7 protein-coding genes are annotated in these 15,154 nt (G+C 61.9%); 6 read left to right on the top strand and 1 reads right to left on the bottom strand.

The features are described 5' to 3' along the window. Positions 1–58 precede the first annotated feature (58 nt). A complete protein-coding gene (locus NL528_RS27935) occupies positions 59–877 on the bottom strand; it encodes an intradiol ring-cleavage dioxygenase (RefSeq protein ID WP_309177638.1) in 819 nt (272 codons plus the stop codon). Positions 878–1,021: 144 nt separating this feature from the next. Here NL528_RS27935 and NL528_RS27930 point away from each other — a divergent pair, with 144 nt between their 5' ends. From NL528_RS27930 to NL528_RS27905, 6 genes are all read left to right on the top strand, one after another. Continuing rightward, the gene (locus NL528_RS27930) at positions 1,022–1,975 is read left to right on the top strand and encodes a 2-hydroxyacid dehydrogenase (RefSeq protein ID WP_309177637.1); all 954 of its coding nucleotides are present in this window, start codon (positions 1,022–1,024) and stop codon (positions 1,973–1,975) included. 1,032 nt (positions 1,976–3,007) lie between these two features. Further along, positions 3,008–3,526 (top strand): 50S ribosomal protein L10, encoded by a 519-nt coding sequence (rplJ, locus tag NL528_RS27925; protein ID WP_309177636.1) that lies wholly within the window; start codon positions 3,008–3,010, stop codon positions 3,524–3,526. Positions 3,527–3,578: 52 nt separating this feature from the next. After that, positions 3,579–3,950 carry a 50S ribosomal protein L7/L12 gene (rplL, locus tag NL528_RS27920; protein WP_309177635.1) on the top strand — a complete coding sequence of 124 codons (372 nt, stop codon included), beginning with the start codon at positions 3,579–3,581 and terminating at the stop codon, positions 3,948–3,950. Positions 3,951–4,403: 453 nt separating this feature from the next. Continuing rightward, positions 4,404–8,522 carry a DNA-directed RNA polymerase subunit beta gene (rpoB, locus tag NL528_RS27915; RefSeq protein WP_309177634.1) on the top strand — a complete coding sequence of 1,373 codons (4,119 nt, stop codon included), beginning with the start codon at positions 4,404–4,406 and terminating at the stop codon, positions 8,520–8,522. Between the two features lie 152 nt (positions 8,523–8,674). Next, the gene (rpoC, locus tag NL528_RS27910) at positions 8,675–12,874 is read left to right on the top strand and encodes a DNA-directed RNA polymerase subunit beta' (protein ID WP_309177633.1); all 4,200 of its coding nucleotides are present in this window, start codon (positions 8,675–8,677) and stop codon (positions 12,872–12,874) included. A gap of 184 nt (positions 12,875–13,058) precedes the next feature. Continuing rightward, the gene (locus tag NL528_RS27905; protein ID WP_309177632.1) at positions 13,059–15,113 is read left to right on the top strand and encodes an FAD-dependent oxidoreductase; all 2,055 of its coding nucleotides are present in this window, start codon (positions 13,059–13,061) and stop codon (positions 15,111–15,113) included. Positions 15,114–15,154 lie beyond the last annotated feature (41 nt).

Raw genomic sequence — 15,154 nt, 5'->3', positions numbered from 1 at the left:
AATTGGCGGCGAAACAGCGAAAGCTGCTTCGCCGTTTTTCGTTGGCGCGGCTGCGTGTTCAGCTGTTCCTCTGCTTTGCGGGTGCGATGCCCGGCACGATCGCGCGGGGTAGGGCAGGCGTCGGCTTTTCGTCCAGCGCGGTTGCCACGGTCCGGCTGACGCCGACGATCAGCGTCGCCAGATAGTGGTCGGCCTGTTCGCGGATATCGCAAAACCCGCCATGGGTCGTGTCCGACAGCGCGAACTCATCGTTGGTGTTGAAGGTGTTGCGAACCGCCTTGCGGCTGTAGGCGCCGACATTGGCGAAAATGTACTGGCTCAGCGCATCCGGGAAATACATCTGGCCGGTGAGCATGTTCTTGTCGTCGATGAAGATCTTGAAGTGCACATGCACGGTGCGGCCGCCGTACCAGCCGGGATAGACGCTGCGGAAGGCGGCTTCGCCGCGGGCGTCCGCGATCTGGGTGCCGCGCATGAAAGTGCCGCCGGAGGTATCGACATTGTGCCTGTCGCCCTGACCGGGATAGCCGGAGTAATAGCCATCCGCCCGTGTGTGCCAGATATCGACGCGCGCGCCGGAGACCGGTGTGCAATTGGCTGCGTCGAGCACGACAAAGCGCAACCGCAGCGGTACGCCGGGATGGCCTTCGGTGATATCGGCGCGCTGCAGTTTTGGATCGAAGTAGAACGGGCCCGGTATTGCCGCCGGCGTCAGGATGCATGCCGGCGTCAGCGCTGCGGCCGGTGCTGACGGAGTTTGCGCGAACGCCCCGGGGACGGATGCGGCCACTGCGGGCGCGGAGGCGAGCGCTGTGAGCGCCGCACGGCGGCTAAGGGGCGATTTTTCAAACCAGGACGATTTTTCGAAGGAAGACATGGCTGAGCTTCCGGAACTGCATGAGCTCTCGTCGAGGCATGATACACGGACCCGGCACATTGCAGTAAGTTACAAATATTCGCGCGGCACATGCGCCGTTTCGAAGCTCAGGACGCCTCGTCCGCACAGTCTGCAGGAATTGAAATGCCCGAAAAAGTCCTGGTCTATTCGCGTTTCCCCAAGGCGCTGATGCTGCGCATCGGCGAACGCTATGAACTGCTGGATGCCGCCGGCAAACCACCGGCCCAGGTGTTTGGCGCAGATCAGCTCGCGGATATTCGCGCCATGATCACCGCAGGCGGCACGCCGCTCGGCGCTGACATGATGGACATGATGCCGAAACTCGGCGCCATCGTCTGTTACGGCACCGGCTATGACGGCGTCGATCTCGCCGCGGCGGCAAAGCGCAAAATCACGCTCGGCCACAGCCCGGGTGCGAACGCCTCGTCGGTCGCCGATATCGCGGTGACGCTGATGCTGGCGGCGATCCGCCGCTTGCCGGTCGCCGACAATTACGTCAGGAGCGGCGACTGGGCCGCCGCAAAACCGTCGCCGATGATGCGCCCGCAGGCCGGCATGCGCGGCCGCAAGGTCGGCGTCTACGGCATGGGCGAGATCGGCCGCAAGATCGCCGCGCGCGTCGCCTCGTTCGAGACCGAGGTCGGCTATTTCAGCCGCAGCCGGCACGACGTGCCGTATCAGTATTTTCCGAGTCTGGAGGCGCTGACCGAATGGTGCAGCGTGTTGATGATTGCCGTGCGTGCCGGCGGCGACACCCACCACATCGTCAATGCCGATATATTGCGAAAGCTCGGCAAGGACGGCTATGTCGTCAACATCGCGCGCGGCTCCGTGATCGACCAGCCGGCGCTGATCGCGGCGCTGTCGGAGCAGACCATCGCCGGCGCCGGGCTCGACGTCTACGCGAAAGAGCCGCACGCGCCGGACGCGCTGAGCGCGTTTCCGAACGTGGTGCTGTCCCCGCATATCGGCGGCCATACGCTGGAATCGCATGTGGCGATGCAGGACTGCGTGATGGCCAATCTCGCGGCGTATTTTGCCGGGAAGGCGCTTCCCTATGAGGTCCGAGGCGCCTGAATCGCAGCTCTCACAGGTGGCCACCGGGGCTACCGAGCTTGGACAATCCATCCAACAATCCGCCGGAATTTCCGGCCCTAAACAACCCACCCAGGAGCCCGCCGGCGCTCCGGTTGCCCAGCCAGTGTCGGGCGCGAAGATTATCGCAGACGTCAAGGCCGCCAACGACGGTAGGTGTAGCGTGATCGATTTCCCATCCGTACGCGGTGGTCTTGCCGTACTCTGCCCAGCAGATAACCCGACCGTCACAATCGATACGGTCTGAACTATCCTCGAGTGAGCGGGCGGTGTTCCAGGCGACTATTTTGCGTCGCTCGTCCTCTGTTTTGCCAGCCAAGGCAAGCAGCGTTGGGCCAAGAAGGGGGACGTCGTTAGGACCAGTCATTTGTACTCCCGAGCTGAAACAGGATGCTTCCGGTAGTCTGATTCTATGTTCATGGTATGTTCTTTTCGACGCATAGTCCATCGGCCAGTTCGAGCCCGCCACCGGATCGAATTCGGTTTTCCAAACTGGTCTGAATTTTGCTCTTGGCAAACAGGGCGAGACTCGTTAAAGAGCCGCTTCCGGGCGTGCTGGCGGTTGCTGGCAGGTCCGTGCTCGCAATCCGAAAACCCGATACGGTAGGAGATCATTCCTTTCAGGACATCCGCATGGATTGCTCGAAAGGAAGGGAACCCGTCGCTTTGGTGGAATGCAGGCAGGGGTCATCGGCTTAGCCGTTTGGCCTCGATCCTGTCCGAGACTGCAGGCGCCCGCGATTAACCATCGGTTTTTCAACGGCTTAATTCAATGCCTGCATAGACGGGTGAAGACCGGATTTCGCTTTACGTCGCCTTTGGCGGCGGATGGCTTGTTTGGTTCGAACCTCGACACCCCGCGCCATCTGGTTCGGGAGGGCAGGCTTTTCAATGTCGTCGTGCCCGGCGTGTCTTGAGGCTGTTGTCTTGAGGTCAGGTTTTGGGCGGGACGATGGGTGCAACCCGGCGGTCTCGCTCTAAAGCGCGAAGGCCGCCAACCGGAGAGAGCTTGCTGTGGAAAGAGCGGCAAAAAAGGACGCGGTTGAAGCGCTGAACGGGGTCTTCAAGGCCACGAGCGTTGCAGTCGTCGCCCACTATTCCGGCCTCACCGTGGCCCAGATGCAGAAGCTGCGCATGCAGATGAAGCAGGCGGGCGCGACGGTGAAGGTCTCGAAGAACCGTCTCGCCAAAATTGCTCTTGAAGGCACAGACGTCGTTGCCATCGGTTCCCTGCTGAAGGGGCCGACCGTGATCGCGACTTCAAACGATCCGGTAGCGGCGCCGAAGGTTGCCATCGAATTCGCCAAGGCGAACGAACAGTTCGTCATTCTCGGCGGATCGATGGGTAAAACCGTCCTGGATGTTAACGGCGTCAAGGCGCTTGCCGCCCTGCCGTCACTCGATGAACTGCGCGGAAAGATTGTCGGCCTGCTTGTGGCGCCGGCGACCAAGATCGCTCAGCTCTCGACTGCGCCCGCGGCCAAGCTCGCGCGCGTCATCCAGGCCTATGCCTCAAAGAGCGAAGCGGCCTGACCCTTCGCAATTCAAACCTGGTTCGAACCAATACGTTTAAGGAAACTGATCAATGGCTGACCTACAGAAAATCGTCGACGACCTCTCGAGCCTCACCGTGCTCGAAGCTGCCGAGCTCGCAAAGCTCCTGGAAGAAAAGTGGGGCGTGTCCGCCGCTGCTGCCGTGGCCGTTGCCGGTCCCGCTGCCGCCGCTGCTGCTCCGGCTGAAGAAAAGACCGAGTTCACGGTCATGCTCGTCGCCGCCGGCGACAAGAAGATCGAAGTCATCAAGGAAGTCCGCGCCATCACCGGCCTCGGCCTCAAGGAAGCCAAGGACCTCGTCGAAGGCGCGCCCAAGGCTGTCAAAGAGGGCGTGAACAAGGACGAGTCCGAGAAGATCAAGGCCCAGCTCGAAAAGGCTGGCGCCAAGGTTGAGCTGAAGTAACGTAAGTTACTGCAGCGAAATCCCGGGCAAGCGTAGCGAGACCCGGGATCGGCAGAATCGCGTATGAAGGGGTAACCCTGAGTGCGTTAGTACACAAAAATGTGTGGGGATTCGTGGGGTTAACCCTCGAATCTCCACTATTGTCACCCCATATCGGGACGGCAGCAGGAAAACACGGTAGGCGGCGGGGACGGCAGGGTTCCCGGCGTAAGCCGTTGGGAGACAGTCAAATTTCGGGCTTTTTCAGTCCGTGAAGCGAAGAGTTGTGACGGGCGGGTGCAGTCATGCGCCCGCGCGTCGTTTTGCGTTTTGAAGGCGTGGAGAACGGGTTTGGGACTTAATTCCTGAATTTGGGCTTTGTTCCAGCGAAGCGATTCGAAATTCAACCCGGGGGCGATGGCAGTCGCGCTTCGGAAGGTTCGCCCATCAGGGGCGACGAAATGAGAGGCCACGATGGCGCAGCAGACATTCACCGGTCGCAAACGCGTTCGCAAGTTCTTCGGACACATCAAGGAAGTCGCCGAGATGCCGAACCTCATCGAGGTTCAGAAGGCGTCCTATGACCAGTTCCTGATGGTGGACGAGCCGGTCGGCGGGCGGCTGGACGAGGGCCTGCAGGCGGTGTTCCGTTCGGTATTTCCGATCTCGGATTTCTCCGGCACCTCGATGCTGGAATTCGTCCGCTACGAATTCGAGCCGCCGAAATACGACGTCGACGAGTGCCGCCAGCGCGGCATGACCTATGCTGCGCCGCTGAAGGTGACGCTGCGCCTGATCGTGTTCGATATCGATGAGGAAACCGGCGCCAAGTCGGTGAAGGACATCAAGGAGCAGGACGTCTACATGGGCGATATCCCGCTCATGACCATGAACGGCACCTTCGTCGTCAACGGCACCGAGCGCGTCATCGTCTCGCAGATGCACCGTTCGCCCGGCGTGTTCTTCGACCACGACAAGGGCAAGACCCATTCGTCCGGCAAGCTGCTGTTCGCCGCGCGGGTGATTCCGTATCGCGGTTCCTGGCTCGATATCGAATTCGACGCCAAGGACATCGTGTTCGCGCGCATCGATCGCCGCCGCAAGATTCCCGTGACCTCGCTGATGTACGCGCTCGGTCTCGACGGCGAGACGATCCTGTCGACCTTCTACAAGAAGATCAATTACAAGCGGGGCAAGGAAGGCTGGCGCGTGCCGTTCGACGCCACCCGTTTCCGCGGCTACTCGACCATCAACGACCTGATCGACGCCGACACCGGCAAGGTGGTGCTCGAGGCCGGCAAGAAGCTCACGGTGCGCGCAGCGCGCCAGCTGCAGGAAAAGGGCCTCAAGGCGCTGCGTCTGTCGGACGAAGAGCTGGTCGGAAACTACCTCGCCGAAGACCTCGTCAATTCGAAGACCGGTGAAATTTACGCCGAAGCCGGCGAGGAGATCACCGAGAAGTCGCTGAAGGCGCTGAACGAGCAGGGCTACAAGGAACTGCCGCTGCTTGACATCGACCACGTCAATGTCGGCGCCTACATCCGCAACACGCTGCACGCCGACAAGAACATGACGCGTGAAGACGCGCTGTTCGACATCTATCGCGTGATGCGTCCCGGCGAGCCGCCGACCATCGACTCGGCCCAGACCATGTTCCAGTCGCTGTTCTTCGACTCTGAGCGCTACGACCTGTCCGCGGTCGGCCGCGTCAAGATGAACATGCGCCTCGAACTCGATGCGCCCGATACCCACCGCACGCTGCGCAAGGAAGACATCCTCGCGGTCATCAAGACGCTGGTCGATCTGCGCGACGGCAAGGGCGAGATCGACGACATCGACCATCTCGGCAACCGCCGCGTCCGCTCGGTCGGTGAATTGATGGAGAACCAGTACCGCATCGGTCTGTTGCGCATGGAGCGCGCGATCAAGGAGCGCATGTCCAGTGTCGATATCGACACCGTGATGCCGCAGGATTTGATCAACGCCAAGCCGGCGGCAGCCGCGGTGCGCGAATTCTTCGGCTCGTCGCAGCTGTCGCAGTTCATGGACCAGACCAACCCGCTGTCGGAGATTACCCACAAGCGCCGTCTCTCGGCGCTTGGACCGGGCGGTCTGACCCGCGAGCGCGCCGGCTTCGAAGTGCGCGACGTGCATCCGACCCATTACGGCCGTATCTGCCCGATCGAGACGCCGGAAGGCCCGAACATCGGTCTGATCAACTCGCTCGCGACCTTTGCGCGCGTCAACAAATATGGCTTCGTCGAGACGCCCTATCGCAAGGTGAAGGACGGCCGCGTCACCGACGAGGTGGTGTATCTCTCGGCGATGGAAGAGGGCCGTTATCGCGTGGCGCAGGCCAACGTGCCGCTCGACGCCAAGGGCCGCTTCACCGAGGACCTGATCGTCTGCCGTCACGCCGGCGAAGTGCTGCCGATCACGCCCGACAAGGTCGACTACATGGACGTGTCGCCGAAGCAGCTGGTTTCGGTCGCCGCGGCCCTGATCCCGTTCCTCGAGAACGACGACGCCAACCGCGCGCTGATGGGCTCGAACATGCAGCGCCAGGCGGTGCCGCTGGTTCGTGCCGAGGCGCCGTTCGTCGGTACCGGCATGGAAGGCGTGGTTGCCCGCGACTCCGGCGCTGCGATCGCCGCCCGCCGTTCCGGCGTGATCGACCAGATCGACGCCACCCGCGTCGTGATCCGCGCCACCGAAGATCTCGACCCGACCAAGTCGGGCGTCGATATCTACCGGCTGATGAAGTACCAGCGCTCCAACCAGTCGACCTGCATCAACCAGCGTCCGCTGGTGAAGGTCGGCGACATCGTCAAGAAGGGCGACATCATCGCCGACGGTCCGTCGACCGATCTTGGCGAGCTCGCGCTCGGCCGCAACGTGCTGGTCGCGTTCATGCCGTGGAATGGCTACAACTTCGAAGACTCGATCCTGCTCTCGGAAAGAATCGTGAAGGACGACGTCTTCACCTCGATCCACATCGAGGAGTTCGAGGTGATGGCGCGCGATACCAAGCTCGGGCCTGAGGAAATCACCCGCGACATTCCGAACGTTTCGGAAGAAGCGCTGAAGAACCTCGACGAAGCCGGCATTGTCTATATCGGCGCGGAAGTGCGCGCCGGCGACATCCTGGTCGGCAAGATCACGCCGAAGGGCGAAAGCCCGATGACGCCGGAAGAAAAGCTCCTGCGCGCCATCTTCGGCGAAAAGGCCTCCGACGTCCGCGATACCTCGCTGCGCGTGCCTCCGGGCGTGCAGGGCACCATCGTGGAAGTCCGCGTCTTCAACCGGCACGGCGTCGACAAGGACGAGCGCGCGCTGGCGATCGAGCGGGAAGAGATCGAGCGTCTGGCCAAGGACCGCGACGACGAACAGGCGATCCTCGACCGTAACGTCTACGGCCGTCTGGCGGAACTCCTGGAAAACCGCCAGGGCATCGCCGGTCCGAAGGGCTTCAAGAAGGACACCAAGATCACGCGCGCGGTGCTCGACGAGCATCCGCGGTCGCAGTGGTGGATGTTTGCTTCGCCCAACGACAAGCTGATGGCTGAAATCGAGGCGATGCGAAAGCAGTACGACGAATCGAAGAAGGGCCTTGAACAGCGCTTCCTCGACAAGGTCGAGAAGCTGCAGCGTGGCGACGAATTGCCGCCCGGCGTGATGAAGATGGTCAAGGTCTTCGTCGCGGTGAAGCGCAAGATCCAGCCCGGCGACAAGATGGCCGGCCGTCACGGCAACAAGGGCGTGGTGTCCAAAATCGTTCCGATCGAGGACATGCCGTTCCTCGAGGACGGCACCCATGCCGACATCGTGCTCAATCCGCTCGGCGTGCCCTCGCGCATGAACGTCGGCCAGATTCTGGAGACGCATCTTGGCTGGGCCTGCGCGGGCCTCGGCAAGCGCATCGGCCAGACCATCGACGCCTATTATCACAAGCAGGATCTCAAGCCGCTGCGCGAGACCCTGAAGAAGATCTATGGCGACGATGAAACCATCAAATCGCTCAACGACAACGAGTTGGTGGAGCTCGGCCGCAACCTCAGCCACGGCGTGCCGATCGCAACGCCGGTGTTCGACGGCGCCAAGGAAGCCGACATCGAGGAGATGCTGAAGCTCGCGGGCTTCGACGCCTCGGGTCAGTCGACTGTCTATGACGGCCGGACCGGCGACGCCTTCGACCGCAAGGTGACGGTGGGCTACATCTACATGCTCAAGCTGCACCATCTCGTGGACGACAAGATCCACGCGCGTTCGATCGGACCGTACTCGCTCGTTACCCAGCAGCCGCTGGGTGGCAAGGCGCAGTTCGGCGGCCAGCGCTTCGGCGAAATGGAGGTGTGGGCGCTCGAAGCGTACGGCGCCGCCTACACGCTGCAGGAAATGCTGACCGTGAAGTCGGACGACGTCGCCGGCCGTACCAAGGTGTACGAGGCGATCGTGCGCGGCGACGACACGTTCGAGGCGGGTATCCCGGAATCGTTCAACGTGCTGGTCAAGGAAATGCGCTCGCTCGGCCTCAACGTCGATCTGCACAATTCCAAGATAGCGCCGGGGACCACGTCCGAGGCGGCAGAGTAACGCGAAGATTTTGTGCCCGGCTCAAAAGCGCGAAGCCCGTCTTCGCTCAAATGTGCCGGGCATTCGCGCCTTGCTCGGACGTTGAGCGGGGCGCGGTCCAGAAAGAATTTCGAATTTGCTGCCGGTGACGATCGGCACGCGAGGAGAAGACCATGAATCAAGAAATTATGAATCTCTTCAATCCGACGACACCGGCGCAGGTCTTCGACCAGATCCGGATTTCGATCGCGTCTCCGGAGAAGATTCTGTCCTGGTCCTACGGCGAGATCAAGAAGCCGGAGACCATCAATTACCGCACCTTCAAGCCGGAGCGTGACGGCCTGTTCTGCGCGCGCATCTTCGGGCCGATCAAGGACTACGAGTGCCTGTGCGGCAAGTACAAGCGGATGAAGTACAAGGGCATCATCTGCGAAAAGTGCTCGGTCGAAGTGACGCTGTCGCGGGTCCGGCGCGAGCGCATGGGCCATATCGAACTGGCGGCGCCGGTTGCGCACATCTGGTTCCTGAAGTCGCTGCCGTCGCGCATCGGCCTGCTGCTCGACATGACGCTGAAGGATCTCGAGCGGATTCTGTATTTTGAATATTACGTCGTTCTCGAGCCCGGTTTGACCGCGCTCAAGGACCGTCAGCTGTTGTCGGAAGACGAGTACCTGAAGGCGCAGGACGAATACGGCCAGGATTCGTTCACCGCCATGATCGGCGCCGAGGCGATCCGCGAGCTGTTGAAGGGTCTGGAGCTCGAAAAGCTCGAGGTCTCGCTCCGTGCCGAAATGCACGAGACCGAATCCGACATCAAGCACAAGAAGCTCGCCAAGCGCCTGAAGATCGTCGAGGCCTTCCGCTATTCCGGCAACAAGCCGGAGTGGATGATCCTGACCGTGGTGCCGGTGATTCCGCCGGACCTGCGTCCGCTGGTGCCGCTCGACGGCGGCCGCTTTGCGACCTCCGACCTCAACGACCTCTACCGCCGCGTCATCAACCGCAACAACCGCCTGAAGCGGCTGATGGAGCTGCGCGCGCCCGACATCATCATCCGCAACGAAAAGCGCATGCTGCAGGAGGCCGTCGACGCGTTGTTCGACAACGGCCGCCGCGGCCGCGTCATCACCGGCGCCAACAAGCGTCCGCTGAAGTCGCTGGCCGACATGCTCAAGGGCAAGCAGGGCCGCTTCCGGCAGAACCTGCTCGGCAAGCGCGTCGACTATTCCGGCCGTTCGGTGATCGTGGTCGGTCCCGAGCTGCGGCTGCATCAGTGCGGCCTGCCGAAGAAGATGGCGCTCGAACTGTTCAAGCCGTTCATCTATTCGCGGCTCGACGCCAAGGGTCTGTCCACCACGGTGAAGCAGGCCAAGAAGCTGGTCGAAAAAGAGCGTCCAGAGGTCTGGGACATCCTCGACGAGGTGATCCGCGAGCATCCGGTGCTGCTGAACCGCGCGCCGACCCTGCATCGCCTCGGCATTCAGGCGTTCGAGCCGGTGCTGATCGAAGGCAAGGCGATCCAGCTGCATCCGCTGGTTTGCGCGGCGTTCAACGCCGACTTCGACGGCGACCAGATGGCCGTGCACGTTCCGCTGTCGCTGGAAGCGCAGCTGGAAGCGCGCGTGCTGATGATGTCGACCAACAACATTCTGCATCCGGCGAACGGCCAGCCGATCATCGTGCCGTCGCAGGACATCGTGCTCGGCCTGTATTACCTGTCGATCATGCGCGAAGGCCTGCCCGGCGAGGGCAAGATCTTCGGCGACATGGCCGAGCTCGAGCATGCCCTGCATTCGAAGGTCATCCACCTCCACACCAAGATCAAGTTCCGGTGGGAAGGCTCGGACGAGAACGGCAAGCAGGCCAGGCGCTGGATTGAGACCACCGCGGGCCGCGTCATGCTCGGCAACGTGCTGCCGAAATCGTCCAAGATTTCGTACGAAATCATCAACAAGCTGATGACCAAGCGCGAAATCTCCGGCGTGATCGACCAGGTCTATCGGCACTGCGGCCAGAAGGAGACCGTGATCTTCTGCGATCGCATCATGGCGCTCGGCTTCTACAACGCGTTCAAGGCCGGCATCTCGTTCGGCAAGGACGACATGGTCGTGCCGCACAGCAAGTGGAAGATCGTCGATACGACGCGTGCGCTGGCGAAGGATTTCGAGCAGCAGTACAATGACGGTCTGATCACCCATGGCGAGAAGTACAACAAGGTGGTCGACGCCTGGTCGAAGGCGACCGAAGAAATCGCCAAGGAGATGATGAAGGAAATCTCCTCGACCAAGAAGACGCCGAAGGGCGCCGACGCCGACATCAACTCGATCTACATGATGGCGCATTCGGGCGCGCGCGGTTCGCCGGCGCAGATGCGTCAGCTCGCCGGTATGCGCGGCCTGATGGCGAAGCCGTCGGGTGAGATCATCGAAACGCCGATCATTTCCAACTTCAAGGAAGGTCTGTCGGTGCTCGAATACTTCAACTCGACCCACGGCGCCCGCAAGGGCCTCGCGGACACCGCGTTGAAGACCGCGAACTCGGGCTATCTGACCCGTCGTCTGGTCGACGTCGCGCAGGACTGCATCATCACGCAGGACGATTGCGGCACCAAGCTCGGCATCAAGATGCGCGCCATCATCGATGCCGGCACCGTGGTTGCGTCGCTGGCGTCCCGCATTCTCGGCCGCACCGCGGGCGAGGATCTGCGCGATCCCGCGACCAACAAGGTCGTGGTCAAGCGCGGCACGCTGATGGAAGAAATGCATGTCGACGCCATCCAGCAGGCCGGCATCCAGGAAGTGAAGATTCGCTCGGCGCTGACCTGCGAACTCGTCAACGGCATCTGCGGCAAGTGCTACGGCCGCGATCTGGCCCGCGGCACGCCGGTCAACCATGGCGAGGCGGTCGGCGTCATCGCGGCGCAATCGATCGGCGAGCCCGGTACGCAGTTGACGATGCGCACGTTCCACATCGGCGGCGCGGCGCAGATCAACGAACAGTCGTTCGTGGAGTCGAACTTCGACGGCAAGGTGACCATCAAGAACAAGGCCATCGCAAGGAACAGCGAAGGCCACCTGGTCGCGATGGTCCGCAACATGGTGTTTGCGATCACCGATGCCGACGGCACCGAGCGTGCGACCCACCGCATTCAGTACGGCGCGCGCGTGCACGTCGATGAAGGCGATATGGTCAAGCGCGGCCAGCGCATCGCGGAATGGGACCCGTACTCACGGCCGGTTCTCACCGAAGTCGAGGGCACCATCGGGTTCGAGGATCTGGTCGAAGGCCAGTCGATCTCGGAAACGCTCGACGAATCCACCGGTATCGCCAAGCGCGTCGTCATTGACTGGCGTGCGTCGCGGGGCGGGGCGGATCTGCGTCCGGCCATCGTGGTCAAGGGCAAGGACGGCAAGGTGCTGAAGCTCGCACGTGGCGGCGATGCCCGCTACATGCTGTCGGTCGACGCCATTCTGTCGGTCGACGTCGGCGCCAAGGTCAAGTCCGGCGACATCCTGGCGCGTATCTCGACCGAGAGCGCCAAGACCCGCGACATCACCGGCGGTCTGCCGCGGGTGGCCGAACTGTTCGAGGCCCGCAAGCCAAAGGACGCGGCGATCATCGCGGAAATCGCGGGCACCATCCGCTTTGGCCGCGACTACAAGAACAAGCGCCGCATCTCGATTGAGCCGATGGACAAGACCGAGGAGACCCGCGAGTACCTGATCCCGAAAGGCAAGCACATCCATCTGCAGGACGGCGACATCGTCGAAAAGGGCGATTTCATCGTCGAAGGCAATCCGGCGCCGCACGACATCCTGGCGATCAAGGGCATCGAGGAACTCGCAGCCTATCTGGTCAACGAAATCCAGGAGGTCTACCGGCTGCAGGGCGTGCTCATCAACGACAAGCACATCGAAGTGATTGTCCGTCAGATGCTGCAGAAGGTTGAGGTCACCGACCAGGGCGACACCGACATGATCTCGGGCGAGCAGGTCGACAAGATCGAGTTCGACGTGCTGAACGCCAAGGCCAAGGAAGAGGGCAAGAAGATCGCCACGGGAACGCCGGTTCTGCTCGGCATCACCAAGGCGAGCCTGCAGACCCGCTCATTCTTCTCGGCGGCCTCGTTCCAGGAGACCACCCGCGTGCTCACCGAAGCCGCCGTCAACGGCAAGGTGGACCCGCTGGAAGGCCTCAAGGAGAACGTCATTGTCGGCCGGCTGATCCCGGCGGGCACCGGCGCTTCGATGGCCAAGATTCGCGAAGTCGCGGTCAAGCGCGACAAGCTGATTCTAGACGAGCGCGAGAAGCAGGCCGCGATCGTGCCGGCTGCTCCCGAAGTGGAACCGCTGGCGCTGCCGCCGGCGGAATAAGCTGCTCCGGAAGAATACGGTGAATACGAAAAGGCCGGCTTATCGCCGGCCTTTTTGCTGCTTTCTTTCATTGCTGCGATGCAGGAACCTGCTTTGTTCATCTTTCCTTCAGAGTGAAAAGCGCTTTTGCTAGGACGACTTAGACCGGACGCTTCGCAGCGGGGCCGGAGACGACGGAACACACATGCTTGATCTTGCAATCGTAGGCGGCGGCCCCGGGGGGCTGATGAGCGCCTGGTATTTGAAAAAGAAGCTCGGCGACCTCTGCCGTATCACGATCTACGAGGCGTCCGACCGCGTCGGCGGCAAGATCGTCACGCGCAAATTCGATTCCGCGCCCGCGATGTACGAGGCCGGCGTTGCCGAGATCTACGATTACTCGATGACCGGTCCTGATCCGCTGCGCGAACTGATCCAGCATTTCGGTCTGCAGACGATTCCGATGGATGCCGAGCAGGTCCAGTTCGACGGCGAACTCCTGAACGACGTGCCGGGCATGCGCCGCAAATATGGCGCCAGGACCGCGGACGCGATCGAGGCGTTCCGCAAGCGCTGCGCCAACATGGTGTCGCCGATCGAATATTATGAGGGCGTCGGCGCCCACGACAACGAGCATCCCTGGGCCTACATGACCTGCGAGCAATTGCTCGACAAGGAAGTCGACGATCCCATCGCCAAGCGCTTCTTCAAGGTGATGGCGCGTTCCGATCTCGCGACCGAAAGCCACAACACCAACGGGCTGAATGCGCTGAAGAATTTTGTGATGGACGTCGACGGCTATATCGGCCTGTACTCGATCCAGAACGGCAACGAACAGCTGATCGATTGCCTGAAGTCCGAGGTCGAGGCGGACATCCAGCTCAACCACCGGGTTCTCAAGGTCGGCAAGACCGAAGGCGGCCGCTACCAGCTCAACATGATGAACGGCAAGGGGCCGGAGACGCGGGATTTCGATCTCGTCGTGATGTGCCTGCCGCATTCCTGGCTCGCCACCATGCGCTGGGACGGCGAAGAGCTGCGCAAGTCGATGGTCAAGCATGTTGCTTACTTCGACCGGCCGGCGCATTACCTGCGCGTCTCGATCCTGTTCGACGAGCCGTTCTGGGGCGAGAAGATCCCGGGCGCCTGGTTCATGTCGGAAGCGTTCGGCGGCTGCTGCGTCTACAACGAAGGCGCGCGCCACGATGTCGGCAAGCACGGGGTGTTGAACTGGCTGATCGCCGGCTCCGACGCGCTGGCGTTCGCCAATCTGAGTGACCAGGAACTGATCGACGCCGCGCTGAAATCGCTGCCGGCTTCGCTCGGCGATGCCCGTGAGCATTTCGTCGAGGGCAAGACCCATCGCTGGCTGTCGTCGGTGAATGCGCTGCCAGGCGGGTTGCCGGCGCGCGATATCATGACCAATCACCGCCCCGAGCCGAAAGCGCATCCGGGGCTGGTCGTGGTCGGTGACTATCTGTTCGACTCGACGCTGAACGGACTGCTCGACTCCTCCGATGCCGCCACCGACATCATCGTCACCGAGATGATGCGGCTGCGTCGCGCCCGCTCACAGGACGGCAAGCTGCTGTCGGACAAGATCGACCGCGGCTATTTCGAGAATTATCGCGGGCTCGGTCCCTACAGCGAAGTCTGGAGCCAGTTTACCGATCCCGCTTACCTGACGGATTTGATCAAGATCGTCTGGAACCGGGCCAAGGGCTACAAGCTGCTGGTCGCGGGCTCCGCCAGCGGCGAACTGGTCGGGGCGCTGCGTGAACGCGGCATCGATGCATGGGGCATCGAAAACAACCGCGCGATCCACGCCAGGACGCCGAAGGCTTTGAAGAAATTCAACAAGCTCGGCTCGATCGTGGATCTGCCGTTCAAGGACGGCGAATTCGATTTCGTGTTTGAGACCAGCCTGTGCCATGTCGCGGAAAAGCAAGTCGTCCGCGCGGTGCGCGAACTGAACCGCGTGATGAAGACCGGCCTGGTGTTCGGATCGGTGACCTCGGATATGGCGCCGGGGCTGATCGATCGCTACGACCTGTTGCGCGGGGTGAAGAAGCTCGGCACCTGGTGGGAGTGGTCGGAGTTGTTCTTCGGTAACGGATTCGACCTCTCGATGCATCGCCGCGACACCACCGACGCGTTGTGGGCGGCGACGCTCGCCGCCAACAAGGGGCCGGGGCACTGGTACGCGGACTCCGACAGCCTGCGCTATTCGTTCTTTGACAAGGTCGAATCGGACGAGTAATCGACAGCGCTGGCTACGCCAATTGTTTTGCCGAATTCATC

The sequence above is a fragment of the Bradyrhizobium sp. Ash2021 genome (assembly GCF_031202265.1).
In the GTDB taxonomy this organism is placed as follows: domain Bacteria; phylum Pseudomonadota; class Alphaproteobacteria; order Rhizobiales; family Xanthobacteraceae; genus Bradyrhizobium.
Note: the sequence above shows the minus strand (reverse complement) of the source record. Positions and strands in the feature narration are given on the sequence as shown.

Coding starts and splice junctions, on each gene's coding strand:
- NL528_RS27935 (WP_309177638.1), bottom strand. CDS start 877: ATGTCTTCCTTCGAAAAATCGTCCTGGTTTGAAAAATCGCCCCTTAGC.
- NL528_RS27930 (WP_309177637.1), top strand. CDS start 1,022: ATGCCCGAAAAAGTCCTGGTCTATTCGCGTTTCCCCAAGGCGCTGATG.
- rplL (WP_309177635.1), top strand. CDS start 3,579: ATGGCTGACCTACAGAAAATCGTCGACGACCTCTCGAGCCTCACCGTG.
- rpoB (WP_309177634.1), top strand. CDS start 4,404: ATGGCGCAGCAGACATTCACCGGTCGCAAACGCGTTCGCAAGTTCTTC.
- rpoC (WP_309177633.1), top strand. CDS start 8,675: ATGAATCAAGAAATTATGAATCTCTTCAATCCGACGACACCGGCGCAG.
- NL528_RS27905 (WP_309177632.1), top strand. CDS start 13,059: ATGCTTGATCTTGCAATCGTAGGCGGCGGCCCCGGGGGGCTGATGAGC.